Source organism: Bacillus sp. FSL K6-1218 (genome assembly GCF_038006445.1).
Taxonomy (GTDB): domain Bacteria; phylum Bacillota; class Bacilli; order Bacillales; family Bacillaceae_G; genus Bacillus_A; species Bacillus_A thuringiensis_S.
Window position 1 is genome coordinate 2,773,011 of the sequence record NZ_JBBOVE010000001.1, and the last position, 24,801, is coordinate 2,797,811.

The following is a 24,801-nucleotide window of genomic DNA, read 5'->3' on the forward strand; positions in this document are numbered from 1 at the left end:
TTATTTGTAAGAAACGTATACATCTTTTAATAATTCTTCATCCTCTGGGTATGGACTATTTTCACTAAATTCAATGGATCTTTGTACTGCATCATCTACTGCTTTTTCCATATCAACAAGTTCAGATTCCGTTAATAAACCTTCATGAATTAAATGCTTACGGAAATTCACAATTGCATCTTTTTCATTTAAATGTTCTTCTTTTTCTTCTGTTGTTTTATATGTTTGCGCTTCACCTTCGAAATGACCATAATTACGATATGTCATACATTCAATAATTGTTGGACCATCGCCATTACGCGCACGTTCCACTGCTTCTGCAGCAGCTTTATATACAGCGAGAAGATCTTTTCCATCTACTTGAACACCTGGAATATTATAAGCTTTTGCACGATCGGCAATAGAATCACAACTTGAAGCATATTCAAATGTAGTTGCTTCACCATAACCATTATTTTCTGCGATAAAAATAACCGGTAACTTCCAAATCGCCGCTAAATTAACCCCTTCATGAAATGTCCCTTCATTATTTGCTCCGTCACCGAAGAAGCAAACACTTACATCCTTTGTTCCTTTATATTTAGCTGTTAATGCTGAACCGCAAGCAAGTGGGAAACCGCCACCTACAATGCCATTTGCACCAAGCATTCCTTTATCTAAATCGGCAATATGCATGGAACCACCTTTGCCTTTACATAACCCTGTCGCTTTCCCGAAAAGCTCAGCCATCATACCATTTAAATCACAACCTTTTGCGATACAATGTCCATGACCCCTATGTGTACTTGTAATACTGTCACTATCCGTTAAGTGGGCACATACACCAACTGCTACCGCTTCTTCACCTGCGTATAAATGAACGAAACCTGGCAGAACGCCTTGCGCGAACAATTCATGCACCTTATCTTCAAATTTACGAATCTCTAACATTTTTTTGTACATCCAACGAGCTTGTTCTTTCGTAATTTCATTCCCTTTACTTTCAGTTGTTTTTAACATGTTCAGCCCTCCTATTTTCTTGTTCGTCTGTTATATTGCAAGTACTATGCCAAATTCTAATCCTTGATTTAATAGGTTTTCTCTTTTCTTTCATAATAAAAAAGTGGACAAAATGAGACAGATGTCTCGTTTTGTCCACTTTTGTTCACCTAATTTGAGAACTATTATCTTATTCATTATCAAAGCTCTGCTGTAATTTTCGGATGTAAATAATTTGCCCAATATGATATGCATTATGAGTTGTTACATTCGCTAACACTTCCCACCACTTTGCAGAAACAGGAAATCCCACTACATCACTTTCAACCTTTTCTTCATTGATGAGATTTTGCCATTGTAACAGTTTTTCTAGTAGTTTTTCCCGTAATTCATCGAAAGTTTGATTATCTGAAAGCATAAAACTTTTGTTATTATCTCCTATAGCGGGTACTGCATTCACATTTGATTCTTTATACCTAGTTTGCCACGTAGAGTTCCAATACAGTAAATGTTGTACGATTTCAGCTATACTATTACTCTCTTCATTCGGTTTCCAGCAAGCTTCCCTCTCAGATAAATCCTTAACTGCATCGGAAAATGGCATATACCAACTAGGATCATTTGCATTCGCTAATAGCTGATCTGCTAATACATCTTTCACATGGACCATTTTTCTCCCTCCTGTTAAAAAGATTCATTTCATGACAAGACTCACTTCTCTAAATACGCTGAGTTTGTAAGATTTCCTCTTTTTAAACGCAATTCCAAACATATGCACATAAAAAAACCAAAAGCACCTAATCCATAAGCTGCTGTATAACCACTTTCTCCAATAATCAAGCCCGCAAGTCCTGGTCCAATCATTTGACCAACTGCATAGAAAACAGAAATAAAACTAATTGCCATTGATACATATTTCGGAGATACTTGCTTGGAAGCTGCAACTTGAATTAATAAAAGTATACCTCCGAGGCTAGAACCCCAAATCATTGCCGATACGATAAAACCAGTTATATTTCCAAATATAATTGGAACCATATCTCCTATAACAGCTAATAAAAGCGCAATACATAAACTCTTCTTTATACCAATCCGATCCGAAATAAATCCCCAGCCAGGTGCTCCTGCTATTGAACAAATACCAGCAATCGCATAAACAGTTCCCGAAATTGATGCTGAAATACCACTATCAATCATAAAACTAGTTTGATATAAATTTGGAATTAAATATACAACACCAACAATAAAATACATCCATGCAATGATATATAGTTCTTTCGTTTTCCATAAAAGCGATTTATTACTCCTTTTCCTCTCATCTTCAGTAACTTCTGGATTTTTCAAAACAACTGAAGCGGCGAATACAACGATACATGCAATAACGCCAAACAAAAACCATGCACCACGCCAACTATACTCAGGAAAGGTGCGCACGACATAAGGAACAATTATTCCACTAAATAGCATACCTATACCTGCACCGCTTAATAACAGCCCCATTACAGTTCCTCTTTTGTTTGGAAACCACCCTACCGTTATGGACATGAGTGGTGTATATACAAGAGCACTACCAGCTCCAGCACATAGCATACAAAAAGCAACTATCCAAAATGAAGAAACAAACGCTAATCCCATTAAGCTTATCACGACCAGCCAACTGCCTATTAATAAAACGGATTTTGCGCCAAAACGGATAGTAAATATTCCAGATGTTCCTACAGTTAATAAATAACCTAAAAAAAGTATAGTTCCTAGCATACCTGATTGAGCCGTAGACAAATGAAGTCCTTCCTGCATAAATGGCAGTATAATTCCATATGCCATACGGGCGAAACCAGTTGTTGTTATAATAAGAAAGATTCCTATTAATACAAATATCCAAAAATGACTTTCATTCCGCTCTTTCATTTAAATTCCTCCATAAAAAGTTATTTCCAATTGGATGTTGATTGTAATTATAATGATTATGACAAAACACAACTACCAAATGGCGGAGGAGTTTACGGTATAACGGATTTTTAATACATACGCAAAATTTCAGAAGGTTTCATTCCATATTTCTTTTTAAATGACTCTGAAAAATGACTAATATTATTGTATCCAACAGCAACTGCCGTTTCGGTCACATTACTAGTTCCCGAACGCAATAAAAGCATTGCTCTTTCCATTCGCTGTTCTCTTAAATAGGAAAATGTGGACGTGCCAAATAATTCTTTAAAACCAATTTTTAATTTATAATCATTTAATCCTACTATTTTAGCCAATTCTAATAATGATGGGGGTGACTCCATTCTTTGAAGTAAAATTTCTTCAGCTTGTTTTATTTTATTCAAATCCTTTTTGGATAATTGACTCCTTTTATTTGCGTCACGATCATTAAGTAATACTTTCCCAAAGTATATAGAAAGCAATTCGAGCGCTTTACTTTCTATTTCGAGTTGATTAATACGATCCTTTTGGGGATTCTCTAACATTCTCTTAATAAGATTAGATGTTAGGGCATCAATAGGGGTTTGAAACTTTTTAAAAGATTGATTTCCTATTATAGTATGAAAATCATGACTTTTTTCAATAGCACAATTTAGCATAAAATGATTAAACAACTGTACAGGAATTCCAATTGCTAATGAATATAGTGGCGTTTCTTTTTCATATTCAAATAGAACTTCAAAGTCATTCATAAAATATAAATAGCTATTTCCAGCCATTAATTTATTTGTAGAGTGACCAACTTGTACTTCCCCGGATCCTTGTAAACAAAAATTAAGTTCCACCATTGCTGCATCCGATGCAAATTGAATACGATGTTTTTTATGAAACTGATAATTTGATAGCACTATTTCCATTCCAGAAAACGAGCTCCACCTTCGCACTTCACCCTTACCGATTGTTTTTGGCACATACATATATCTTTCTTCTACAACTTGTAACCCATGAAAATATTTATTAAAAATATCATGAAAACTGTTAGTCTCCATGAAATCCACACCCCTTTTATATACAAATTAAATTAATTGATAATCATTTTCAATTATAACAAATATCTTTATACAATAAATAGCTTTTACCTTTATATCTCGTTATGATAAAAGAAAAAGAAAGCGAGCCAACAATGAATAAAAAAATTGCAATTATTACTGGGGCTTCAAGTGGATTCGGCCTATTAACATCGCTTGAACTTGCGAAAAAAGACTATTTAGTCATCGCTACAATGCGAAACCTAGAAAAACAAGGAACCTTACTATCTCAAGTTACTAAACTCAACTTACAGCAAAATATAAAAGTTCAACAATTAGATGTAACAGATCAAAATTCTATACATAGTTTCCAATTGTTTTTAAAAGAAATTAATAGAATAGATCTCCTTATAAATAATGCAGGATATGCAAATGGGGGCTTTGTAGAAGAAATCCCAGTAGACGAATATCGAAAGCAATTTGAAACAAACCTTTTTGGAGCTATATCAATCACTCAGCTTGTTTTACCATATATGAGAGAACAAAGAAGCGGAAAAATCATTAATATAAGCAGCATTAGCGGCCAAATTGGATTCCCTGGTTTATCTCCTTATGTATCTTCAAAATATGCATTAGAAGGCTGGAGTGAATCGCTTCGGTTAGAAGTAAAACTTTTCGGAATAGACGTCGCTTTAATTGAACCTGGTTCTTACAACACAAATATATGGGCGGTTGGTAAACAACTAGCTGAAAACCAATCTGATACAACATCTCCTTACAAAGAATATATGGATAAAATACAAAAACATATTAATAGCGGTAGTGATACATTTGATAATCCGATAGATGTTGCTAATAAAATTGTAGAAATTGCTGAATCTAAGCGTACAAATTTACGATATCCAATCGGTAAAGGTGTAAAATTTATGATCTTTATGAAGAAGATTCTTCCTTGGAGATTGTGGGAACACCTTGTTTTGAGAAGCTTTAAGAAAATGTAATAAACTTTTTGAAAGAGGTGCTAATTAAATGTTAGGTTTACCGTATGGGAAAGTGTTTTTAGTGCCGTGGACTGAAGAATGGGAAATTGAGTTTATGAAAGAGAAACAAATCATTGAGGAACAAATTGGCGAACATATTTTGGCGATACACCATATTGGTAGTACTTCTATTCCACATTTAAGTGCAAAACCTATTATTGATATTGCAATTGAACTAGTAGATTATAAAGATGGTTTAAAGTGTATCAAAAAGTTAGAACTACTAAACTATAAATATAGAAAAGATGTACTGCCTGAACGATACTATTTTAATAAAGGAAAGCCACGAACTCATCAAATTCATATGTATGAACAAGGAAATAAATATTTAATAGAACAATTACAATTTCGAGATTACTTAATAGACAATAAAACATCTCGTATACAGTATGAACAATTAAAAATTCAACTTTCACAAGCTAATCCTACTGATAAACATAAGTATGCAGAGGATAAAACAAATTTCATTACATTCATACTAGCTAAAATAAATGATTGAATGAAGAAGACAGAATTTCATACACAGAATAAGAAACCATTTATTCCTAAGTAAATGGTTTCTTATTCGTTAGTCATCTCGTTATTTATACTATCAATTTTTTTATTATATAGCAGGTGGAAAGAAGTAAAATAGTATCGAAGTCATAAAAATAAACGTAAATACCCCAATTACCGAAAATATATATTCTTTCGATTCTTTATCATACTTCCATTCCATCAATGCTCTTAAAATTAACGTCCCACCTAAATAAGTAAAAATGACATAAGCAATATTAACACTTTCAAATTTAAAGATAAATATAAAGCTAGTTATTAAATAAATAAAAAGTAGTCCTATTTCCAATTTTTTATGTAGACTATTTACATGTTTCTTATATCCCCAAAAACCACCCTTGGGCATATTCAATTTTTTTCTTAAAAACTTATCGAGAAAATAGACAGCTATACAAAAAACAATAGTTATAATCCAAAAAGTAGAAGCTCCCATTTTCACTCCTCCTATTATTTCATTTAATTATTTGAAATAAATTGGACTATATTACGGTTATCCTCTTCTAAATAACTTATAATTCCTTCAGGATATGTCGGCTTCTCCTGTAATTCCTCTAGACTTTTCCAAATTAATATAATATCCTCATGCTCTTTATGCCTTATTTCATTTGTAATGATTTTTTCAACAGTCCCCCAATGTATCCATGTACAATGATGACCTTTTTCGTTGTCCCACTCAAAAATGTGTTCATTTACAATTGCTAACTCTTGAACATCAACTTTCAAATCGTATTCTTCTATTAACTCTCGAATTATTGCTTCTTTTGACGTTTCACCAAATTCAATAGAGCCACCTGGAAAACGATAAAATGATTCATTTTCATCGCATTGTACAAGTACTTTAGAATGATCTTCATTTAAAATCATTACTTCAGCCCGTAAACGTGGTCTTATCATTTTCTCACCCTTTATTTGTATGACCATTCATCACCAATACGTATTATAGAATGTATTCAAAATAATACCTGTAATTATTAATAACGGAACAATTCCAAACGAAATAATATATTCTTTTGCTTTCCTATCATATTTCCACTGCATATATCCTTGAAAAATGTACAACGTCATAAAAAAGAAAATTGGTATATAAGTCATGTATATTGGATTCCACATTGAACCTATCATCATAAGTACTACATAAGAAATAATGATAATCCATTGTCCCCATTTATGTGATTGGCTGACATATTTACTATTCCATCCTGTTTGTCTCGGTATATTTAACTTCTTCCTCACGATTTTTTCTAAAAAAATTAAAATTATAATCCATAACAATAAGACAATTAGTTTCAAAAGAAACAGAAAGGCCTCCTCCTTTACCTTTTATCAGGTTGATCACTAGGATACGTGGCATTCTCTTTATTTTCAACGTCCCAACTAATTATAGTCGCACTATCACGTCCGAATTGATGATGAACGTGCTCTAATACATGATGAACACTTTCTTCAAGCTTTTTATTATTTCTGTTCATATTATTATATAGATTTAATGGTGTTTCATATCGGCGTTCCCCGCATTCTAATACTCCATCTGTCACCATTACAATTTGGTTCTTTCCAGTACGTAATTCACGAATACCTGATGAATAGCAAGGAACAGGTAAATCAAATGTGTTTACATTTCCAATCCATTCGTAAAAATGACGTTGATTTAATGCATATTGTCCTAGCTTATGTAACTCTTCATGAAATACATACACTAAACAATCACCAATAGAAAGCCACCATATATAATTTTCTTTCCTTACACATAGTAAGCAAGCTGTTTCACCTTTAATTTTTTTGCACTTTTCCTTAAATGAAGATGACTGAAAAATTGTCAGTATATGATTTTCAACAGATTGGAACACTGTATTAATTGGTTCATTCAAAATTACTTTTATATTTTCATATTCTTTTTCGATTGTATTTACTACTAAATCAACACTTTCTGCACTATTATGTCCATCTAATATAGCTGCAAATTCCCATTCTCCATTTGACCAAACTAATGCACCATCTTCATTCTTTTTAGCTCCAGCACTTATATTCCCGCCATATTTACCAAGTACAATATCACCATATTGCTTAACTGAAATTTTTCCTAAGCACATTTCTGTATTTCCAATCCATGAATAATGTGTATTATTTGTTGTATGCATACTCATTTACCATATACTTACGTATTCTTTCGCATAGTTTTTTTATTTTCTCTTCGTCACCATATGGTGCATCAGTCCATTTCGCTATCTCGGTTGGTGACCAAAACTCTTTTGGTGTATTCGGATAACGCGGAATAATATGCATATGTGGTACACCATTTCCTGAAACAAAAGTGTAAATATGCTCTGCACCTTCGCTTTCTTTTAGCGCTTTACTTACTCTACTTGTTATAAGTCCGAACGCTTTCGCTTCTTCATCTGTTAGTTCAGCGAGGCCAGGTACATGTCTTTTTATATCTATCATTACATAACCTAGGTATGATTCTTCACTATCCCAGTAGACATGTCCAACGTAAACGAGTTCATCTTCGTAAATAGCTCCACCTGGAACTATAATATTTCCTTTATGTTTTTCGCAAATGAAGCAGTTTTGTTCTACTTGATTGTTTGTTGACATATCCATCACCATCCTTTTCATATATAATATCACAAAAAAAGGAAAAACAGGTTTAATATTCCGAATATTCATTCTTTTGATACTGCAATTTTGAAATGAATTTACACCTCATTATTTCTTCAAAAACGCAATCCCAATTATAATCCCAATCACAATTCCGATTACTAAATTATTTGTAAAGTGCCCTTGAAATACACCGATTACAACCCCTATACCGACACCTATTGCCAAAGCATCATTTCTTTTTTTATTTTTAGCCAAAATTGCATCTCCTCCCATCATTTCTCCCTAAACAACATGCACTCACTTAAATGTATTAATATACGCACTATCTCGCTTGAATCTTTTCAAAAAATGCACTTTGACTTCACATGTAATATTTTCCATTTTCTGTACATACTCCTTTTATAATGAAAAAATTTCAAGTAACCATTAAATATATATAGGCATTTACTATAAGAAAGATCCGTAATTTATTGAAGGAGGAAAGATTCAAATGCATCCTCATTGGAATCCAAATATAAATCAACAGTATGTTTATTCCCCCATCCTGTAAGGACTACATTGCATCATGATTCACAATATATGATGCAGCGCATCGCTAGCCTTGAAAGTCAGTTAGCTAAATTAATCTCATTAATCGAAGAAAATAATCAATTAATTAAATCCATGGAACAACAGCAAAATCAAGTTTGTGCACCAGCTGGAGGTTTTGTTATCGTTCGTAAGTAAACTGGATGCAATAAAAAACACACTTTGTATTATAAAAGTGTGTTTTTTGGTCATTATTTTCTTTTCGTATGGAACCCTTGTGTAATTCGGTCTAATATAATTGCGATTACTACGATAGCTAATCCAGCTTCAAATCCCATTCCGATATTAACTTGTGTTACCGAGCGATATACATCAACTCCAAGCCCAGGAGCTCCTACAAGTGACGCTGTTACAACCATTGATAACGAAAGCATAATGCTTTGGTTCACACCAGCCATAATCGTTCCGGTTGCAAGTGGTAATTGTACTTTAAATAGTTTTTGTGATGCTGTGGATCCAAATGCATTCGCTGCTTCAATTAAATCTTCTGGAACTTGTCTAATTCCTAAGTCAGTAAAACGAATTGTAGGTGGCATTGCAAAGATTACCGATGCAATAATTCCAGGTACTACACCAACTCCGAAAAATGTAATCGCTGGAATGAGGTATACGAATGCCGGCATTGTTTGCATAAAATCTAATGTTGGTTTTAAAAATTTTGAAAAACGTTCATTTTGAGATGCTAATATTCCAATTGGAATTCCGACAATAATTGAAATAATAACAGACGTAAGTACGAGTGCTAATGTTTGCATCGTTTGTGCCCAGTAGTTAATATTTAAAATAAACAATAAGCCGATTAGTGTAAAAATAATTAATGATACTTTTCTCGTTGTGTACCAAATGAGGAAACAAAGGATAATAATCATCAATATGGCCGGTATTATTGTTAAAAAATTAGTGAGTAAATCAACGAATCCGCCGATAATATAAGAGAACCCTCGGAATATGCCTTCAAGGTGCTCATATAAACTTGCAACAAATGAGTCGACCCATTCTCCTAAAGGAATACGTGGTATATTATTCATCGTCTTTCACCTCTTCCTCAATGTTTCCTGCAAGAGCTTGAATGACACTTTCACGTTTAATAATTCCTCTTAGCCTTTTCTTCTCATCGATTACTGGTAACGGATATTTCATCTCCGCCATTTTTGCATATGTCTCTTCCAGTAAAGTATCTAAATACACATGCGGAATATCATTAAGTAATAAATCAGCAATCGGCCATTGTTTTTGAACTGCTTTACTCGCATCATCCGCGGTTAATATACCTAAAAACTCATACTTTTTATTGACAACATATACAGTTGAAACACCTGCATTCCTCATAATTTGAAGGGCTACACGTGGTCCACGATCAATTAATAAAGTTTCTGGTCGTTTTAATATAGATTCCGCTGTAATTACTTTTCCTAAATTCACATCCGCAACAAACTTTTCTACGAATTCATTAGCGGGGCTCATCATAATTTCTTCTGGCGTTCCAATTTGGACAATTTCTCCATCTTTCATTAATGCGATACGATCCCCAATTCGAAGCGCTTCATCTAAATCATGTGTAATAAATATAATCGTTTTTTCCATTTTATCTTGTAACTCTAACAATTCATCTTGCATTTCTTTTCGAATAAGTGGATCTAATGCACTGAATGACTCGTCCATTAGTAATACATCTGGATTATTCGTTAGTGCTCTTGCGATTCCAACGCGCTGCTGCATACCACCACTAAGTTGACTTGGATAATTATCTTTATGATGATCGAGTCCTACTAACTGTAGCGATTCTAACGCTTTTTTCTCTCGCTCTTCTACCGAAACCCCTTGTATTTCTAAACCATATGCAACATTTTGTATAACCGTACGATGCGGAAATAGAGCGAACTTCTGAAATACCATACTCATTTTCGTTCTTCTTACTCTCCGTAACTCTTCTTTTCCCATCGTTGCGATGTCTTCACCATCTATGTATATATGACCTGCAGTTGGTTTAATCAATTGATTTAACATACGAACTAGCGTAGATTTCCCGCTACCAGACAAACCCATAATAACGAAAATTTCTCCAGAGTATACCTCAAACGTTGCTTTTTTTACACCAACGTTCATTCCTGTCTCTTTTAAAATTTCCGATTTGCTTTTCCCCTCTTTTAATAAAGAAAGGGCTCTTTGCGGATGTTTCCCGAATACTTTTGTTACGTTTTCAACACGCACCTTTGTATTATCCATGTCACTACTCCTTTTCTACCCATCTATTCACATAGTGTTGCGATTTTGCAAAGAAATATTACATAAAAATGACATTCATAAGATTTCTTTAAAATTCTCGTTTCCGTTCATAATAAGAATGCTTACTTATACATTTATTTTATAAGGCAAACACTACTTAGGAGGTTTTCGATGCGAAAGAAAATTTGGTTTATATGCCTTGCATTATTTATTACTATGATTTTCACTTCATGTAATGCAACAAATGCAAATTCGAAAGGAAAAATTAAACTTGGTGTAACAAGTTGGAAAGAAAATATTGCAACTGCAAACATGTGGAAAGTTTTATTAGAAGAAAAAGGCTACAAAGTTGAGCTCATGTATTTAGAAAAAGCCGCAATTTGGACTGGTGTCGCTCGTGGTGATGTTGATGCGAATTTAGAAGTATGGCTACCCGTTACGGATAAGCCGCTAAACGATCGTTATAAAGATGATATTGTCTTAAAATCAAAATGGTACGAAGGTACTGGACTTGGTCTAGTCGTACCTTCCTATGTGAAAAATATTAACAGTATTGAAGACTTAAATGCTCATAAAGATGAATTAGATAATAAAATTGTCGGTATCGAACCTGGTAGTAGTCTTATGAATTTAACGAATAAAGCAATGAAAGAATATGATATAAAACTAAAACTTGTCCAATCCTCAGAAGCTGCGATGATGAGTGAATTAAAGAAAGCATATACGAAAAAGAAACCAATCGCTGTTACGCTTTGGAATCCGCATTGGGGTTTTTCAGAATTTGACTTAAAATATTTAAAAGACCCTAAGAAAGTATATGGTGAAAAAGATGACATTTATTACTCCGTTCGTAAAGGTTTTGAAAAAGATCACCCAGATGTTATAAAATACTTTGATAAATGGAAAATGACCGATGAACAACTTGGTACGTTAATGGTCACGTTAAATAAAACAAAAGATCCTGAAGAAGCTGCGCGAAAATGGATTAAAAAAAATCAAGCATTAGTTGATGAATGGGTAAAAGATTAATAAAAAGGCTAGAGAATTAACATATCCTCTAGCCTTTTTCATCTTATTTTTTCGTAACAACATCATCTACAATTCCATATTCCTTAGCTTCTTCTGCGGTCATAAAATAATCTCTTTCTGTATCATGCGCTACTCTTTCAATCGGTTGGCCTGTTTTTTCTGCAATCATTTTATTAATATCATGCTTTAACTTTAATATCCTTTTTGCTGTTATTTCAATTTCTGTTGCTTGCCCCTGTGCACCACCAAGCGGCTGATGAATCATAATTTCACTGTTAGGGAGCGCAAACCGTTTTCCTTTTGCTCCTGATAATAATAACAATGCACCAAATGATGCCGCAAAGCCCATGCATAGCGTTTGTACATCTGGTTTAATTAAATTCATCGTATCTAATATTGCAAAACCTGCTGTCGTTGAACCTCCTGGGCTATTGATGTATAAATATATATCTTTTTCTGCATCTTCTGCTTCTAAAAATAATAGTTGAGCTACGACACTACTCGCTACTTGATCATTAATTTCTGAACCGATAATAATAATGCGGTCTTTTAATAGCCTTGAATATATATCATAGGAACGTTCTCCTAATTTTGTTTGTTCTACTACATATGGAATTGCATTCATTTTAAATCCCTCCAATACTTGTTATGCAACGCAAAGCATACAACTGTAGGAAGAAGGTTCTTTCACACTAAATAATAAGACTGGCTGTTTAGATGGTAACTTAGTAAAATCTATTGTCGGAAGAAGTTTCGTTAACAATTCCGGTCTTTCCTCACGAATAGACGTTACAACAACTTCAATATCCTCTGTGAATTCGACTATCTCGATCCCTTCTTCACTTACAGTTTTCAGCCTATTTCTACTCCGAAATAAAGAAGCTTTCACTGCACCTTCTGATACAGAACACAATTTAGCAATATCAGCGATACTATATTGAAAAACATCTTTTAATAATAAAATTGCGGATTGCTGTACATTTAATGAAGACAATACTTTCCCTACCATTTCATGCAAATCTGCAATGTTCTCATGTGGTTCTTCAAAAGTGATTTGTTCTCTTATTTTTTCATGAACAGACTTAGACTTCATCTGATCTAACCAACGATTTCTAGCTATTTTATAGACGAGTGTCATACAAATATCTTTATTTCTATATTTTTGAAGCACTTTACACACTGTTTCTTGGGCGAGATCTTCTCCATCCCATTTGTTTTTCGTTAAAAAAGTACAGTATCTTTTTAGCTCTCCATATTGTTCAATTAAAAAATTTATATTTGAATGATTCATATCGATATGGTTCTTTAAAACATGAGTTACTTTTGTGCACAAAATAACCACTCCTTTTCAGCGCTTACTTAATAAACGATTCTACATTTAAAAAAGTTACGGGGATATAAAAAAATAATGTTTATGTTCAAGAATTCGCGGTCATAAATATGTTATGTACAATTTTACGTGAGGAGGAACAAATTTGCCAAAATTAACAATTGAAGGTGCGGGAACTTTTGATGTGAAAGAAGGAACAAAGTTAGTACTAGCAATTGAAGATAGCGGTGTCAACATTCTCCATCGTTGCGGCGGGAATGCACGTTGCACAACTTGTAGAGTAGAAATACTAGCAGGTGATTTCTGTGAAGCGAGTGCGAATGAGAAACATGCAATGACGGAAAAAGGGATTGAAGATCATTTACGATTATCTTGTCAAATGCGTGTACATAAAGATATAGTCGTTCGTCCGGTACTTACAGTTGAAAATTCAAGTCTTGATGCTGGGCCACGTCCGGCGGAGTAAAGCGATGAATTTAAAACAACTCGCTGGCGAATATGCTGCTAACTTTGTAAATGATGGCATGAAGATTGGGCTTGGTACAGGTTCTACTGTATATTGGACAATACAAAAATTAGGTGAGCGTGTAAAAGAAGGATTATCATTTCAAGCTGTACCGACATCAAAGGAAACTGAAGCATTAGCACAGCAACTAAATATCCCCCTAATTTCGTTAAACGACGTACAAAGTCTTGATCTTACAATTGATGGAGCGGATGAAATTGGTTCAAATTTACAACTTATAAAAGGCGGTGGTGGTGCATTACTTCGTGAAAAAATCGTTGCCTCTTCCTCTAAAGAACTAATTATCATTGCTGATGAATCGAAACTTGTAACACATTTAGGTAATTTTCCATTACCTGTTGAAATCATCCCTTTTTCATGGAAACAAACCGAAAATAAAATTCAGTCTTTAGGGTTTCAAACAACATTACGTTTGAAAAATAATGAAACCTATATAACCGATAACAATAACATGATTATCGATTGTATATTCTCTAATCATATTTCTAATCCTGCCCATTTACACACCCAATTAAAAATGATTACTGGTGTAGTTGAAACAGGATTGTTTATAAGTATGACGAGTAAAGCAATTATCGGCACTAAAAATGGGATAAAGGAATTGTAATAAAAGCTGACTTTTTAAAGTTGGCTTTTTAGTATGTTCTTCTTCTCTTAATAGCACTTTATTATGATATACTATGAAAACACAAGCTAATTACACTAGAAAGGACTGAACATTTTGCAATCCAAACTTATAACAGAACTTGCTGATTTAGAAACTGCCTTTCACATTCGAAAAGAAGTATTTGTAAAAGAACAAGGTGTCCCTCTTGCAGATGAATTCGATACATTCGATGAAATCGGAGAGCAATGTAAACATATTTTAGTTTATTATCATGAGTTTCCTGTAGGCACAGGTCGTATACGATTTGTTGAGGGCGCAGGAAAATTAGAACGTATTTGTATTTTAAAAGATTATCGTACATACGGATTAGGTAAAGTCATCATTCAAACGTTAGAAGCACTTGCTCGTAACGAACAAGTTACGAAAGTGAAACTACACGGTCAAACACAAGCTGAAGGATTTTATAAAAAATTAGACTATGAAACTTCTTCTGATATATTTATGGAAGATGGCATTCCGCACATACTTATGACGAAAATGTTATCATAATAAAAAGGGTAGTATATGAATCTTATGTATTCATACACTACCCTTTTTTATTAATAGAAAAGTGAATTCTCAAGATTACCTTTTGCATCAAAGCCCATCATCTCTTAGTTCATACCTAAGTAAAGCTTACACTGTTTTCCATAATGATAATGCATAAATCCAGTTTGGATCACCATTTCCTTGATAACTCTGGACTGCTTCATATACTTTTCCTTCGTGTAGAACTCTATCTCCCTTTTTATATGCTTTTTTTGCATCCCACGCTTCATATGAAGCGCTTTCGGTTTTTGTAGTAATTGTGAATATATCACTCTGTACGGATTCATTTCCAGCTACATCAACAGCTTTCACTACATATTTATAAGTAGTATTAGCGAGCAGATTTTTATCCAAATAAGAAGTTGTATTGGATGTTGCAATCTTTTTCATTGATCCTTCTGTTTCTCTATAAATATCATAATGGTCTACACCAATATTATCGTCAGATGGACTCCACATTAAATCCACACTTGACGCTGTCGTTCCCATACCATGTAATCCTTTTGGTTGTGTTGGTGCTTCTGTATCAGGAGTCTCAACTGTCGTTTTTACTGTAAGCGCTGTACTTTCTGTCGATACATTGCCAGCTGCGTCAATTGCTTTTACAGTATAAGAGTATTCTGTACTTGGTTGTAACTTCTTATCAATAAAATGAGTCCCTGGTACTGTATCAATCATCTCTCCGTTACGGAAGATTTGATATCCTTTTACCCCTACATTATCCGTAGAAGCGTTCCATGTTAGTTCTACACTATTCGCTGTTACTTTTTGCGTCTGAAGTCCATTTGGAATACTTGGTGCTTCTATGTCTGGTTTCACATCATTAATAAGATTAACATCAATTACATTATAGAATGCATTTGCTGTATCAGCTACATCCCATACTGCTAAAATCACATGATATCCACTACGATCAGTAGGTACATTGATTTTATGAGTTAAATTATTTGAAGCTGCAGAACCATCATGTTGTACAGTTCCAATTGGTTCGAAATCTGCTCTTGTTAGCGCTTTATTTGGATTCCATCCTTTTTTAGTAATATAGTAATGCCACTTACTCGTTAAGTGAGGCGCAGTATACTTCCAAGTAAATGTATTTTCCCCACCAGTGATTGTATTTTTAAACCAACGATTTGCTGTTTGTTGATCTAAAATACCACCAAATTTTCCGCCTGCTGAAGCAATTTGTCCATCTACTGGACCACCTTGTGGGAACCCTTTTGGAGCTTCTAAACTTTGTGGTTCATACATAACACTTCCACAGTTTACATTTAGCGCACCATAAGTTGGACTACATAAAGCGGATCGGCTACCGGGCTTTTCAACAAAACCGTGCGCATAAGCATTTTGAGGAATAAGTGTCGTACTAATAATTCCAGCTGTTAATGCTACAACTCCTAAACTTTTTTTGTTCATTTTCATATTTTGTAGTTGTTTTAAAAATCGATTATTCATGTTCATGTCCCCTTCTTGTTATACTTTGTAGTGGAATGTGGGCTTTGATGTAAAAGAATAACAAGAGACAAACTTGTACCGATGTATGTGTTAATTATGCATACACCGCAGTGAAAATATATTTTTTCCTTGTGAAATATTTCACTTTATGAATATATCATGACATAGAACTCGCCTAAGCATGTGCAGAAGTTGTGCAGAAACAGTGAAATTATTACTAACATATAAAACCACATCCTGAAATCATAAAGTAAAACTTTAATTAGTTGGGGTTTTACGGTCGGTTAATACGGGATAAAATAAAAGTGTGCAGCAGAAATTGTAGACTTAGTTCTCAAAATTCACATTTAGTATTTTCATTTTTTCCATTTAAATAATTCTTCTCTTCTTACAACAGAAAAGTGTCTATATCATTTAATATAGACACTTTTTTCATGTATAACTTTATATTTATTACTGACCTACAAATGTAAAGATTTCATCAACAGCTTCTTTATATCCACCCGATGTTCGGAATGATTCCTTCAAATTCAAAGCAGCCTCTTTATATGAAGGGTTATTTAAAACTAACTCCACACTTTCACGCAATTTCTCCACGGTTAATTCATTCATATGTAATTGAACTCCTGCTCCAAGACTCTCCACTTGCTTTGCGATTGCTGGCTGATCTGCACTTTGCGGTATTACAACGAGCGGAATCCCATTATACAGTCCTTCATGCACACTGTTCATCCCGCCGTGTGTAATAAATAGTTTCGTATAAGTAAGCAGTTCGGTTTGAGGCACATAGTTTTTCACAATGAAGTTTTTAGGGATTTCGCCTAGATCACTTATTTTTGTTTTATTACCAATAGACATGACAATTGTATGCTCGCTATTCTCAAAGGCCTTCATACACAGTTTATAAAAATCAATCGCTTCATTAAAAACAGTACCTAATGAAATATAAATCGGACTTTTTTCTTGAATTGAAGTAAAATCAACGTCTCTGTTTTTTACTTGTGCAGAGATAGATGGTCCTACAAATTTATATGTTTCATCAAACGTATCACCAAAAGGCTGGAACTCCTTAATTGTATACACAATAGTAAGGGGTGCAGGATTACAGAAAACTTCATACGGTGATTTTATTTCAACACCATATTTTTCAGCAATTCCCTTCGTTAAGTTTTGAAAATCATTCTGTATTTTATCATGAATTTCTACTGGGATATTTTTTGACAGATGACCTAACATTTGCTCAAAAGATTTTTCATCCTGCGCAAAAGATGTACATGAATTTATAGATGGCAATTTAAGAATTTGAGCAATTAAGTGCCCACAGCCAAACATAGAATCATGAATTATGTAATCAAAATGTTCACCTTCAATTTGTTCTAGAACACTAGGTATAACAACATCTGCTGTATGTAGAAGACCGTTTATTCTTTCCTGTAAATAATTTCTGCCTCCAGATAGAAACGCTTTTATAAATTTTTGATCGTCAATCGTTCGTACAGTAGCACCTGTCTTCTCAATTCGTTCCCTAAAAGCTTCTATTGAAAAATAAACGACCTCTTCACCACGAGAAATCAATTCTTCTACAACTTGTAAAGTTGGATTTATATGTCCTTCTGATCCAGCGTTAATAAATAAAACACGCGCCATAATAAACACTCCTTACGTTAAATCGTTTCTATGTTGGAAAAGTACGGATTCTCTCCATACTCTTTTCTTAGTTGTTCGTATCATGTTCCTACTAAATTGATCTAGCAAGTCTAAAACCGAGATCATCTATATGAAATGTAGGATGGCTTCGACGACGACAAGTAGCGCCGCACCCTCTCGCTGTTTCAGCCCAACTACCACCACGAAAAATGCGGTATGATCCGTACACTGTTTCATCATACAAATCATAACACCATTCCCAAACGTTCCCTAGCATATCATAAAGTCCCCATGCATTCGGTTCTTTTTGGCCAACGTCATGAATCTCTCCATTTGAATTTTCATTATACCACGCTATATCATGAAGTTTCCCGTATGTATATCCGGTTGTACTTGCTTTACATGCATATTGCCACTCTGCCTCACATGGTAATCGGTAGCCATTTGAATCTAAATTACATTTCACAATTTGACCACCATCACTAATAGAATAATATTCTTTTAATCCCGCTATTTTTGAAAGTACATTACAAAACGCAATGGCATCGTTCCATGAAATATTTACAACTGGTTTATGATTTTTTTCAAAATTATTTAATGTGCTATTTGTAATAGCATCATATAGTTCGATTGTTACAGCATACTTTGCAAGAAGAAATGGTTGAATTTGTACTAGCCATTCTTTTTTTATTCGATCATCTCTTAATACTACCTCTCCAGCTGGAATATTTACCATTAATGAATCGATTGTTTGAATTAAATCATTAGTCATTTTCTATTCCTCCAAACGTTCATTTTATATGAATTTATAGTCATATACTCATTACAAAATACAATTTTCAAAAAGCGTTAAATTTTTCATAATAAAAAACGATTAGTTTAATTAAACTAATCGGTAAGATCCAAAAAGAATTGTTGTGTCACATTCTATTATTATATGTGCTCTAAAAATTTCCGAACCTCATTTGGAGATTTTAAAACAATAACCTTTTTCTCTTCGGACAATTGCTCTAACCCTTTTAAAATTGTAGGTCGTTTAGCATTAGGATATTTCCATATCCATTTAAAAAATTGCAAATCAAATCTTTCTTCACATCCCGCGCCCATATCTGGTCTTGTTTTATTCCGGTATTTTACAATTCTTTTAAACGCACGATAAATACAAATTGTTCTATGAATATCAAGGAAGATAATTGTATCAGCTGCATTCAGTCTGATATCCATCGTCCCGCCATAATTCCCATCAATAATCCACTTCTCATCTTTAATTAAGTTATTTTGAACTGCTATTTGTTCTTCTCTCGGAACACCTTCCCAATTCGGTTTCCAAAATAATGCATCAAGATGATGCACCTTAATATTTAATTTATTTCCTAACTGCCTTGCTAATGTAGATTTTCCTGAACCACCAGAACCAATTAATATTATTTTTTTCATACCTTTACGATACATTCTATAACTTCTTCAATAGCTTCCTTATTAGCAAAAATCCAGAAGAACATTTCTTCATTTAACTTTAATAAATCTGGTAACTGGACAAAATAAGCAATAAAGATAATTTGAATTGAAAGCATAACATACCAAATAGCTTTTAGTTCTTCTTTCGTTAAATCATTTTGTTTATAATAACCTTCAAAGACTTTGCTAACGATATGTAACCATTTCCCTCTTAATCTTTCATTACTAAATAGCTCGCTTAATACACTTGTACAGCAATAACATAAATCAAATATTTTTACATTATTTTCTAAAATCTCAAAATCTATAAACCCTTCCAGTTTATCATCTTTAAAGATTACATTCGATAGATGCATATCACGATGAATAATTTGTCTCGGTAATGAATGGACCGTTTCCTTGAAAGCTGCGTGCATTCGCTCCATCTTTTGAATTACCTCTCGATGAACATACTCATTCTTTTCTAAAATCGGTATAGCCCATTCAAATACCATCTTATATAAATCTCTTTTTATTAACTCATGGTCACTATTCACCGAATGTAATGCTTTGTGCAGATTAGCTATTTCTTCTCCAATTGTACTTGCTAGCCTTTCCAGCTTATTCGTATCTTTTATTTCTAAAACACTTCCGGCAACATACTCATATAAGCAATAATATTTTTCTTTATATAATACATATTGTTCATCATTTTCTGTCTTTACTACTCTCTGTACTTTAATTCCCTTTTCATACAGTTGCTTCAAAACATCGAATTCAACTAGAAGTTGCTTTATCGATCCCGTTCTCTTTAAAATGTACTCTTTATTCTTGCATAAAACCTTCGCTACTTTTGGTTGCATTACAGTAGCTGTGACATGTTCATTTCGAAACCAAAGCTTTGCAATTTCCAGTGCTTGTTCCATTTACAAATACCCCTTTTACAATTCTTATTTCTTCCGAAAAATAACCTCACACAGTATTCCCACTCCAACACCAATTGTATAAGCCACTACATCACTCCACAAAAAACCGTATCCCAACACGAGTCCCCCCAAAGTCGTTGCACGAATGCTATCTATCCATTCCGCATGATACAATTGGCTCGCTTCAATCCCGTAGCAAAACATTAAACTAATAAAAGCCAACTTCTTCGTCTCTGTTTTAGGAAACAAAAATCCAAAGCCAGTGAAAATCATTAATGCCCATAATGCATCACCTAAATAATCATTTAATAGATGTGGTAGTGCAAAAGCAAACTTTCTTGAGCTAAGACCTAAAATAATAACAACTATAGTAAATAGTGCATATACTACTCTATTTCGTTTCGTATTCATTTTAAAGTCTCCTAATATGTAATATAAAACTGTAAATAGCTAGTAAAACAAAGTTATTTTACTAGCTATTTATTGATTGCTTTTATGATAAGAAAATGTGGATTCATATTTAAATAATGATATGATTTTTCGCTTACTTCTTTCATTTTTTCAATTGCCTTCGGTTCCACTATCTCTTCTAATACAAAATAATTTGTAGTTTCATTTAGTATGTCTTGTAATGATCTTCTAAAAAACTTGACTTCAATAGTAATATTCGGTTTAACCCAAGTATCTATTAATAACTGTTTTTCAAAATAATTTTCACATGGAAACTTTGTGAAATCCATAAAAGGATGATGAATAGAATAAATAAGTTCTCCACCTGGCTTCAATACACGACGAAATTCTTGAAATACTTGATTCCAATTTTCTATATAATGAAGAGTTAATGAACTTACAATCACATCATACGTATTATCTTCAAATGGCAATGTTTCTTGCAGATCATGACAAAGGAACGTCGCTTCTTCTCCTATATTTTCTTTTGCTGCTTTTACCATTTCAGGACTTACATCAATTGCTGTAACATTTGCTCCTCTTCCTATGAATTGAGAAGTATACCATCCAGCTGCACATCCAGCATCTAATATCTTTTTTCCTTCTAGTTCCTTTGGAATAAGCTCCATCATCGCCGGTCTTTCATAATAACTGTTATATGGATTTGCGAAATCTAGATTTTCTTTATATGTACTCGCTAATTTATCATACGTATCTTTAATCGAATCTTTCATTACACACACTCCTAATACATATTAATCCATTAACTCCTGCTGCTTTTTCTTTGAAAATGATTGTAGTACTAAATCATACGACCAATCAATCATTTTATTAATTTGCTCCTGCTCTATACCCTTATGAATATAAACGGTATTCCAATGTTTTTTATTCATATGATACCCTGGAATAATTGTTTCTGGATAATCTTCTCTTATTCTTAATGCGACTTCTGGATTACACTTCAATGTAATCGCAGCCTTTTCACCTTCTTCATGATTTACTATCGCAAATATTTTATTATTAAGCCTCATACATGTTGCACTCCAGCCATCTGGAGAATCTTCTGTCGCTTTTCTTTTCGATAAACAGTACGCTCTTGTTGCATTCATTTTAATTGGCACCTCTTATTCTTTCCCTGTTTGATTACGATGCATCACAATTTGCTTCGTTGCTTGAAATTGCTGCTCACCGTAAAACTTTATTAGCTTCTCTCCGCAAAATAGACTAACAATATCAATATGAGATATTTCTCGAAGTAATATTGTAAGCATTTTCTCTCCAATACCTTTATTTCTTACATTCTCATGTACGACAACATCTTCAATGTATGCTCGAAAAACACCATCAGAAACGACTCTAGCAAATCCAACTAATTCATTTTCTTCCCATACTCCAATGGCTATACTATTCTTTAACATTTTTTCAATATCGACTTCTTTTCTTTCTGGCCACCAACCGACAGAATCATAAAGCTTCTTAATTTTTTCTGCACAGATTGGTTGTTCTTGTTGCAATTTATACGTGTACATATGCTTTCTCCCATCAATCAGTATACATAATATTATTATAATCTCTTTTCAAAAAAGTGCTGACTATGACCTTTTGGATGATCTTCAACGATACCATACTCTCGGTAACCGTGCTTTTTATAAAATTCTGGCGCTTGAAAACTAAATGAATCTAGCAATATTAATCTGCACCCTTTTTCCTTCGCAATTTCTTCAATTTTATGTAACAGTTGACTACCATAACCGTCATGACGAACTGATTTATCAACCCATAAAAAGTCGATATGAAGATGATAAAAATACATCGTACCTGTTACACCACCAAATATTTTTCCTTCTTCATTTTTTACTACGAGGCTTACTTTTTCCATCGGCTGTTTTACTTCATCTGTTAAGATGGACATATTATATTGAATGACTTTATTTTTAATGTATTCTCCTTCAATACGTGTACCGTTCTCTATATGTTTCATATACATTGCTTCCTTTCAACTTAGTAAGCTACATTTTATTTTTCCCCTTTAAAATACTAATCAAAACGAATCCACCATATGTAACAAAGCATGAAAAGCCAATTATCCCTGGTACAGAGACATAGCCTACCCTTATGTAATTTATAACTGCAAAACAAGCGATAGACAATAAAATAGATGGCCAAAATATAACAGCTATTTTTCTTCGCCCTCGTTTCGATGTACTTTCTTTCTCTTCAGAAACACGTGTGCCAAAAAGCAATACAATACAAATAAGGATCGCTGCAAAGTAAATTGTATCTAATGACAAATTGTGATCATATAGGGCGATTCCAACTTCAAGAGCAATAATCGTTAAAATTAAAATAATGATTGTTAAAGTCTTTAAGTTTCTTTTCAATCGCTCACTCCTAGCATGCTTTCACTATATTCTTTGTATATGTACTTTAAAACTACTGCAAAAGCTTCATCTACCTCTTTATTTTCACGGCGATTCGGTAAATCTTTTCCCCCAATCACATAAAGAAGTGGAAATTCGTTAAACATTCCTATTATACCAATATTTATTGTAGCTGTGAGTAATCCACCTGTCATATGAGTTATATGATAATATGGAATTTCTTCATACTCTCCTTGCTGTCTTACCATGCCGCTAATAATTGGTTCCCATAATTCTGGTTCTGATTTATAACCTTGAAAGGTTTGTATGAAAAGGGCAAGAACTTCACTTAATTCTCCAACATTTTTCTCATCTCTAGCATTCTCTTGTATATGAATTTTTGAAAAGTACGTTTGTGCGTACATTTTCACAGCATCCCATCCACCACAGTGCATTACAACTGACTGTGCAACGTAACTATCATGACAAGCAATCATTACCTCTACCGCTTGACTAAGTGTTAAAGAAGTTCTTCCTTGTAAATGCGGATATAACTGCGCACTATCTTCATGTGGATTAAATTTAATGTAATGAAGTATATCATTCCAATTATGTTTATTTTCCTTCACCATTTGCGTTACTACAAATCCAATGACTAATTTTGCTGCTGATGCTAACGGAATATTTAATTCACTATTATACGAAGCAACTATACGATTATTTTTTGTAGAATAAATTTCCATTCCCACATAATTAGATTGTACCTCTTTTATTTTATTTATAACAGTTTCCATTTCTATCCCTCTTTTTATATCGTTATATTAACTTCTAATATTTCAACATTGAATGTAAAAAACCTTTTCATTAGCTATTAAAATAAGAAAAAGGTAGCATGAATTTTTTCTTGCTACCGAAAAATATTTATTCTTCTATAGGATTTTCAGGACCGTTAAGTTCCAGCTGATAAAAAGCTAAATCTAGCCATTTATTAAACTTATAACCAGCTTTTTTTATTGTTCCTGCATGAACAAATCCATAGTTTTGATGCAAGGCAATACTTTTCTCATTCTCTGCATCAATTCCAGCAATTAAGGTCATATACTCTCTTTCCTTTGCAATTTTGATTAATTCTTTCATTAATGAAGACCCAATGCCATTTTTTCTATATGCCTTATCTACATACACAGAATGTTCAACTGAATATTTATAAGCAGGCCACGCTCTAAATGGGCCGAATGTCGCAAATCCTACTACTTTATTATCTAATTCATATACGATAATTGGATACTCTTCAGCCTTTTTTTGTTCATACCAATCTATTCTATTTTCAAGGGTTACAGGTTTATACGCATATACAGCTGTTGTATAAAGTATCGCATCGTTATAAATATCTAAAATGTATGCTAAATCTTTTTTCGTTGCTTCCCTTATCATTATTTTCTTCCTTTCATCATGTTCACCTTATTTTACTATCTTTTTAATAGTTTTATTTTATCGAAAT

The 24,801-nt window shown here is 33.4% G+C and carries 33 protein-coding genes and 1 pseudogene; 7 read left to right on the forward strand and 27 right to left on the reverse strand.

What is annotated here, in order from left to right; all coding sequences use genetic code 11:
• The 4 genes from acoA to MHI26_RS14045 form a co-directional block, all read right to left on the reverse strand.
• On the reverse strand, positions 1–999 hold the full coding sequence (gene acoA / locus MHI26_RS14030) for an acetoin:2,6-dichlorophenolindophenol oxidoreductase subunit alpha (RefSeq protein ID WP_000921298.1): 999 nt from the start codon (positions 997–999) through the stop codon (positions 1–3).
• Between the two features lie 169 nt (positions 1,000–1,168).
• Complete coding sequence (locus MHI26_RS14035) at positions 1,169–1,648, reverse strand: DinB family protein (RefSeq protein ID WP_000233788.1); 480 nt, start codon at positions 1,646–1,648, stop codon at positions 1,169–1,171.
• A 41-nt stretch (positions 1,649–1,689) separates the two neighbouring features.
• On the reverse strand, positions 1,690–2,886 hold the full coding sequence (locus MHI26_RS14040) for an MFS transporter (protein WP_000664569.1): 1,197 nt from the start codon (positions 2,884–2,886) through the stop codon (positions 1,690–1,692).
• A gap of 110 nt (positions 2,887–2,996) precedes the next feature.
• On the reverse strand, positions 2,997–3,956 hold the full coding sequence (locus tag MHI26_RS14045; protein ID WP_061666091.1) for a helix-turn-helix transcriptional regulator: 960 nt from the start codon (positions 3,954–3,956) through the stop codon (positions 2,997–2,999).
• 134 nt (positions 3,957–4,090) lie between these two features.
• On the opposite strand from MHI26_RS14045, the gene MHI26_RS14050 reads away from it, so the two are divergent.
• Positions 4,091–4,936 (forward strand): oxidoreductase, encoded by an 846-nt coding sequence (locus MHI26_RS14050; protein WP_061666090.1) that lies wholly within the window; start codon positions 4,091–4,093, stop codon positions 4,934–4,936.
• A gap of 28 nt (positions 4,937–4,964) precedes the next feature.
• Positions 4,965–5,474 carry a GrpB family protein gene (locus tag MHI26_RS14055; protein WP_000901206.1) on the forward strand — a complete coding sequence of 170 codons (510 nt, stop codon included), beginning with the start codon at positions 4,965–4,967 and terminating at the stop codon, positions 5,472–5,474.
• Positions 5,475–5,579: 105 nt separating this feature from the next.
• Here MHI26_RS14055 and MHI26_RS14060 read toward each other — a convergent pair whose 3' ends face one another.
• From MHI26_RS14060 to MHI26_RS14085, 6 genes are all read right to left on the reverse strand, one after another.
• Positions 5,580–5,963, reverse strand: coding sequence for a DUF4181 domain-containing protein (locus MHI26_RS14060; protein ID WP_061666089.1), 384 nt, complete (start codon positions 5,961–5,963; stop codon positions 5,580–5,582).
• A gap of 23 nt (positions 5,964–5,986) precedes the next feature.
• A complete protein-coding gene (locus tag MHI26_RS14065; protein ID WP_061666088.1) occupies positions 5,987–6,424 on the reverse strand; it encodes an NUDIX domain-containing protein in 438 nt (145 codons plus the stop codon).
• A gap of 30 nt (positions 6,425–6,454) precedes the next feature.
• Positions 6,455–6,820, reverse strand: a complete 366-nt coding sequence (locus tag MHI26_RS14070) for a DUF4181 domain-containing protein (protein ID WP_042972512.1) — start codon at positions 6,818–6,820, stop codon at positions 6,455–6,457.
• A 23-nt stretch (positions 6,821–6,843) separates the two neighbouring features.
• On the reverse strand, positions 6,844–7,668 hold the full coding sequence (locus MHI26_RS14075; protein ID WP_000557594.1) for a PP2C family serine/threonine-protein phosphatase: 825 nt from the start codon (positions 7,666–7,668) through the stop codon (positions 6,844–6,846).
• Positions 7,652–8,146, reverse strand: a complete 495-nt coding sequence (locus MHI26_RS14080) for an HIT family protein (RefSeq protein WP_141529795.1) — start codon at positions 8,144–8,146, stop codon at positions 7,652–7,654. The genes MHI26_RS14075 and MHI26_RS14080 overlap by 17 nt, the downstream gene beginning before the upstream one ends.
• A 90-nt stretch (positions 8,147–8,236) precedes the next feature.
• Positions 8,237–8,404 carry a hypothetical protein gene (locus MHI26_RS14085; protein ID WP_000508401.1) on the reverse strand — a complete coding sequence of 56 codons (168 nt, stop codon included), beginning with the start codon at positions 8,402–8,404 and terminating at the stop codon, positions 8,237–8,239.
• Positions 8,405–8,621: 217 nt separating this feature from the next.
• Here MHI26_RS14085 and MHI26_RS14090 point away from each other — a divergent pair.
• Positions 8,622–8,857: pseudogene (locus MHI26_RS14090) on the forward strand (hypothetical protein).
• Positions 8,858–8,910: 53 nt separating this feature from the next.
• On the opposite strand, the gene MHI26_RS14095 reads toward MHI26_RS14090, so the two are convergent.
• On the reverse strand, positions 8,911–9,747 hold the full coding sequence (locus tag MHI26_RS14095) for an ABC transporter permease (protein WP_001059837.1): 837 nt from the start codon (positions 9,745–9,747) through the stop codon (positions 8,911–8,913).
• Entirely contained in the window at positions 9,740–10,945 is a 1,206-nt protein-coding gene (locus MHI26_RS14100; RefSeq protein WP_000370608.1) for a quaternary amine ABC transporter ATP-binding protein, read from the reverse strand. Before MHI26_RS14100 ends, MHI26_RS14095 begins: the two co-directional genes overlap by 8 nt.
• Before the next feature lie 171 nt (positions 10,946–11,116).
• On the opposite strand from MHI26_RS14100, the gene MHI26_RS14105 reads away from it, so the two are divergent.
• On the forward strand, positions 11,117–11,974 hold the full coding sequence (locus MHI26_RS14105) for a glycine betaine ABC transporter substrate-binding protein (RefSeq protein ID WP_001227627.1): 858 nt from the start codon (positions 11,117–11,119) through the stop codon (positions 11,972–11,974).
• 43 nt (positions 11,975–12,017) lie between these two features.
• Here the strand turns inward: MHI26_RS14105 and clpP are convergent, their stop codons facing one another.
• Both clpP and MHI26_RS14115 read right to left on the reverse strand, forming a co-directional pair.
• A complete protein-coding gene (clpP, locus tag MHI26_RS14110; protein WP_000991620.1) occupies positions 12,018–12,599 on the reverse strand; it encodes an ATP-dependent Clp endopeptidase proteolytic subunit ClpP in 582 nt (193 codons plus the stop codon).
• Between the two features lie 21 nt (positions 12,600–12,620).
• Positions 12,621–13,307: an RNA polymerase subunit sigma-70 gene (locus tag MHI26_RS14115; RefSeq protein ID WP_000337514.1), complete on the reverse strand. Its 687-nt coding sequence runs from the start codon at positions 13,305–13,307 to the stop codon at positions 12,621–12,623.
• 142 nt (positions 13,308–13,449) lie between these two features.
• Between MHI26_RS14115 and MHI26_RS14120 the strand changes: the two genes are divergently transcribed.
• The 3 genes from MHI26_RS14120 (at position 13,450) to MHI26_RS14130 (ending at position 14,986) form a co-directional block, all read left to right on the forward strand.
• A complete protein-coding gene (locus MHI26_RS14120) occupies positions 13,450–13,770 on the forward strand; it encodes a 2Fe-2S iron-sulfur cluster-binding protein (protein ID WP_001125391.1) in 321 nt (106 codons plus the stop codon).
• Positions 13,771–13,774: 4 nt separating this feature from the next.
• Positions 13,775–14,437, forward strand: coding sequence for a ribose 5-phosphate isomerase A (gene rpiA, locus MHI26_RS14125; protein ID WP_061666086.1), 663 nt, complete (start codon positions 13,775–13,777; stop codon positions 14,435–14,437).
• A 114-nt stretch (positions 14,438–14,551) separates the two neighbouring features.
• Positions 14,552–14,986, forward strand: coding sequence for a GNAT family N-acetyltransferase (locus MHI26_RS14130; RefSeq protein ID WP_061666085.1), 435 nt, complete (start codon positions 14,552–14,554; stop codon positions 14,984–14,986).
• A gap of 126 nt (positions 14,987–15,112) precedes the next feature.
• Here the strand turns inward: MHI26_RS14130 and MHI26_RS14135 are convergent, their stop codons facing one another.
• The 13 genes from MHI26_RS14135 to MHI26_RS14195 form a co-directional block, all read right to left on the reverse strand.
• Positions 15,113–16,480, reverse strand: a complete 1,368-nt coding sequence (locus MHI26_RS14135; RefSeq protein WP_061666084.1) for a lytic polysaccharide monooxygenase — start codon at positions 16,478–16,480, stop codon at positions 15,113–15,115.
• 453 nt (positions 16,481–16,933) lie between these two features.
• Complete coding sequence (locus MHI26_RS14140; protein WP_000124891.1) at positions 16,934–18,127, reverse strand: macrolide family glycosyltransferase; 1,194 nt, start codon at positions 18,125–18,127, stop codon at positions 16,934–16,936.
• A gap of 91 nt (positions 18,128–18,218) precedes the next feature.
• Positions 18,219–18,899, reverse strand: a complete 681-nt coding sequence (locus MHI26_RS14145) for a formylglycine-generating enzyme family protein (protein WP_044584535.1) — start codon at positions 18,897–18,899, stop codon at positions 18,219–18,221.
• A gap of 161 nt (positions 18,900–19,060) precedes the next feature.
• A complete protein-coding gene (locus MHI26_RS14150) occupies positions 19,061–19,564 on the reverse strand; it encodes a DNA topology modulation protein (protein ID WP_000720552.1) in 504 nt (167 codons plus the stop codon).
• Positions 19,561–20,490: a phosphotransferase enzyme family protein gene (locus MHI26_RS14155; RefSeq protein ID WP_000434098.1), complete on the reverse strand. Its 930-nt coding sequence runs from the start codon at positions 20,488–20,490 to the stop codon at positions 19,561–19,563. The genes MHI26_RS14150 and MHI26_RS14155 overlap by 4 nt, the downstream gene beginning before the upstream one ends.
• 24 nt (positions 20,491–20,514) lie before the next feature.
• A complete protein-coding gene (locus tag MHI26_RS14160) occupies positions 20,515–20,901 on the reverse strand; it encodes a ribosomal maturation YjgA family protein (RefSeq protein ID WP_001093461.1) in 387 nt (128 codons plus the stop codon).
• Between the two features lie 65 nt (positions 20,902–20,966).
• Positions 20,967–21,674, reverse strand: a complete 708-nt coding sequence (locus MHI26_RS14165) for a class I SAM-dependent methyltransferase (protein WP_000655256.1) — start codon at positions 21,672–21,674, stop codon at positions 20,967–20,969.
• A 21-nt stretch (positions 21,675–21,695) separates the two neighbouring features.
• A complete protein-coding gene (locus MHI26_RS14170) occupies positions 21,696–22,049 on the reverse strand; it encodes an MmcQ/YjbR family DNA-binding protein (protein WP_000994626.1) in 354 nt (117 codons plus the stop codon).
• Between the two features lie 15 nt (positions 22,050–22,064).
• Positions 22,065–22,469: a GNAT family N-acetyltransferase gene (locus tag MHI26_RS14175; protein ID WP_000288969.1), complete on the reverse strand. Its 405-nt coding sequence runs from the start codon at positions 22,467–22,469 to the stop codon at positions 22,065–22,067.
• Between the two features lie 35 nt (positions 22,470–22,504).
• Complete coding sequence (locus MHI26_RS14180) at positions 22,505–22,921, reverse strand: GNAT family N-acetyltransferase (protein ID WP_000680418.1); 417 nt, start codon at positions 22,919–22,921, stop codon at positions 22,505–22,507.
• Positions 22,922–22,949: 28 nt separating this feature from the next.
• A complete protein-coding gene (locus tag MHI26_RS14185; RefSeq protein ID WP_000827981.1) occupies positions 22,950–23,321 on the reverse strand; it encodes a hypothetical protein in 372 nt (123 codons plus the stop codon).
• Positions 23,318–24,094, reverse strand: a complete 777-nt coding sequence (locus MHI26_RS14190; RefSeq protein ID WP_000450758.1) for a serine hydrolase — start codon at positions 24,092–24,094, stop codon at positions 23,318–23,320. The genes MHI26_RS14185 and MHI26_RS14190 overlap by 4 nt, the downstream gene beginning before the upstream one ends.
• A gap of 127 nt (positions 24,095–24,221) precedes the next feature.
• Positions 24,222–24,734, reverse strand: coding sequence for a GNAT family N-acetyltransferase (locus MHI26_RS14195; RefSeq protein WP_000617511.1), 513 nt, complete (start codon positions 24,732–24,734; stop codon positions 24,222–24,224).
• Positions 24,735–24,801 lie beyond the last annotated feature (67 nt).

Excerpts from the sequence above, each read along its gene's own strand:
- MHI26_RS14065 (WP_061666088.1), bottom strand. The coding sequence starts at position 6,424 with ATGATAAGACCACGTTTACGGGCTGAAGTAATGATTTTAAATGAAGAT.
- MHI26_RS14160 (WP_001093461.1), bottom strand. The coding sequence starts at position 20,901 with ATGAATACGAAACGAAATAGAGTAGTATATGCACTATTTACTATAGTT.
- MHI26_RS14180 (WP_000680418.1), bottom strand. The coding sequence starts at position 22,921 with ATGAAACATATAGAGAACGGTACACGTATTGAAGGAGAATACATTAAA.
- MHI26_RS14155 (WP_000434098.1), bottom strand. The coding sequence starts at position 20,490 with ATGGAACAAGCACTGGAAATTGCAAAGCTTTGGTTTCGAAATGAACAT.
- MHI26_RS14100 (WP_000370608.1), bottom strand. The coding sequence starts at position 10,945 with ATGGATAATACAAAGGTGCGTGTTGAAAACGTAACAAAAGTATTCGGG.
- MHI26_RS14055 (WP_000901206.1), top strand. The coding sequence starts at position 4,965 with ATGTTAGGTTTACCGTATGGGAAAGTGTTTTTAGTGCCGTGGACTGAA.
- MHI26_RS14075 (WP_000557594.1), bottom strand. The coding sequence starts at position 7,668 with ATGCATACAACAAATAATACACATTATTCATGGATTGGAAATACAGAA.
- MHI26_RS14135 (WP_061666084.1), bottom strand. The coding sequence starts at position 16,480 with ATGAATAATCGATTTTTAAAACAACTACAAAATATGAAAATGAACAAA.
- MHI26_RS14105 (WP_001227627.1), top strand. The coding sequence starts at position 11,117 with ATGCGAAAGAAAATTTGGTTTATATGCCTTGCATTATTTATTACTATG.
- MHI26_RS14195 (WP_000617511.1), bottom strand. The coding sequence starts at position 24,734 with ATGATAAGGGAAGCAACGAAAAAAGATTTAGCATACATTTTAGATATT.
- MHI26_RS14165 (WP_000655256.1), bottom strand. The coding sequence starts at position 21,674 with ATGAAAGATTCGATTAAAGATACGTATGATAAATTAGCGAGTACATAT.
- MHI26_RS14190 (WP_000450758.1), bottom strand. The coding sequence starts at position 24,094 with ATGGAAACTGTTATAAATAAAATAAAAGAGGTACAATCTAATTATGTG.
- MHI26_RS14140 (WP_000124891.1), bottom strand. The coding sequence starts at position 18,127 with ATGGCGCGTGTTTTATTTATTAACGCTGGATCAGAAGGACATATAAAT.
- MHI26_RS14175 (WP_000288969.1), bottom strand. The coding sequence starts at position 22,469 with ATGTACACGTATAAATTGCAACAAGAACAACCAATCTGTGCAGAAAAA.
- MHI26_RS14035 (WP_000233788.1), bottom strand. The coding sequence starts at position 1,648 with ATGGTCCATGTGAAAGATGTATTAGCAGATCAGCTATTAGCGAATGCA.
- MHI26_RS14095 (WP_001059837.1), bottom strand. The coding sequence starts at position 9,747 with ATGAATAATATACCACGTATTCCTTTAGGAGAATGGGTCGACTCATTT.
- MHI26_RS14045 (WP_061666091.1), bottom strand. The coding sequence starts at position 3,956 with ATGGAGACTAACAGTTTTCATGATATTTTTAATAAATATTTTCATGGG.
- MHI26_RS14150 (WP_000720552.1), bottom strand. The coding sequence starts at position 19,564 with ATGAAAAAAATAATATTAATTGGTTCTGGTGGTTCAGGAAAATCTACA.
- MHI26_RS14145 (WP_044584535.1), bottom strand. The coding sequence starts at position 18,899 with ATGACTAATGATTTAATTCAAACAATCGATTCATTAATGGTAAATATT.
- rpiA (WP_061666086.1), top strand. The coding sequence starts at position 13,775 with ATGAATTTAAAACAACTCGCTGGCGAATATGCTGCTAACTTTGTAAAT.
- clpP (WP_000991620.1), bottom strand. The coding sequence starts at position 12,599 with ATGAATGCAATTCCATATGTAGTAGAACAAACAAAATTAGGAGAACGT.
- MHI26_RS14085 (WP_000508401.1), bottom strand. The coding sequence starts at position 8,404 with ATGGGAGGAGATGCAATTTTGGCTAAAAATAAAAAAAGAAATGATGCT.
- acoA (WP_000921298.1), bottom strand. The coding sequence starts at position 999 with ATGTTAAAAACAACTGAAAGTAAAGGGAATGAAATTACGAAAGAACAA.
- MHI26_RS14040 (WP_000664569.1), bottom strand. The coding sequence starts at position 2,886 with ATGAAAGAGCGGAATGAAAGTCATTTTTGGATATTTGTATTAATAGGA.
- MHI26_RS14060 (WP_061666089.1), bottom strand. The coding sequence starts at position 5,963 with ATGGGAGCTTCTACTTTTTGGATTATAACTATTGTTTTTTGTATAGCT.
- MHI26_RS14080 (WP_141529795.1), bottom strand. The coding sequence starts at position 8,146 with ATGAAAAGGATGGTGATGGATATGTCAACAAACAATCAAGTAGAACAA.
- MHI26_RS14050 (WP_061666090.1), top strand. The coding sequence starts at position 4,091 with ATGAATAAAAAAATTGCAATTATTACTGGGGCTTCAAGTGGATTCGGC.
- MHI26_RS14170 (WP_000994626.1), bottom strand. The coding sequence starts at position 22,049 with ATGAATGCAACAAGAGCGTACTGTTTATCGAAAAGAAAAGCGACAGAA.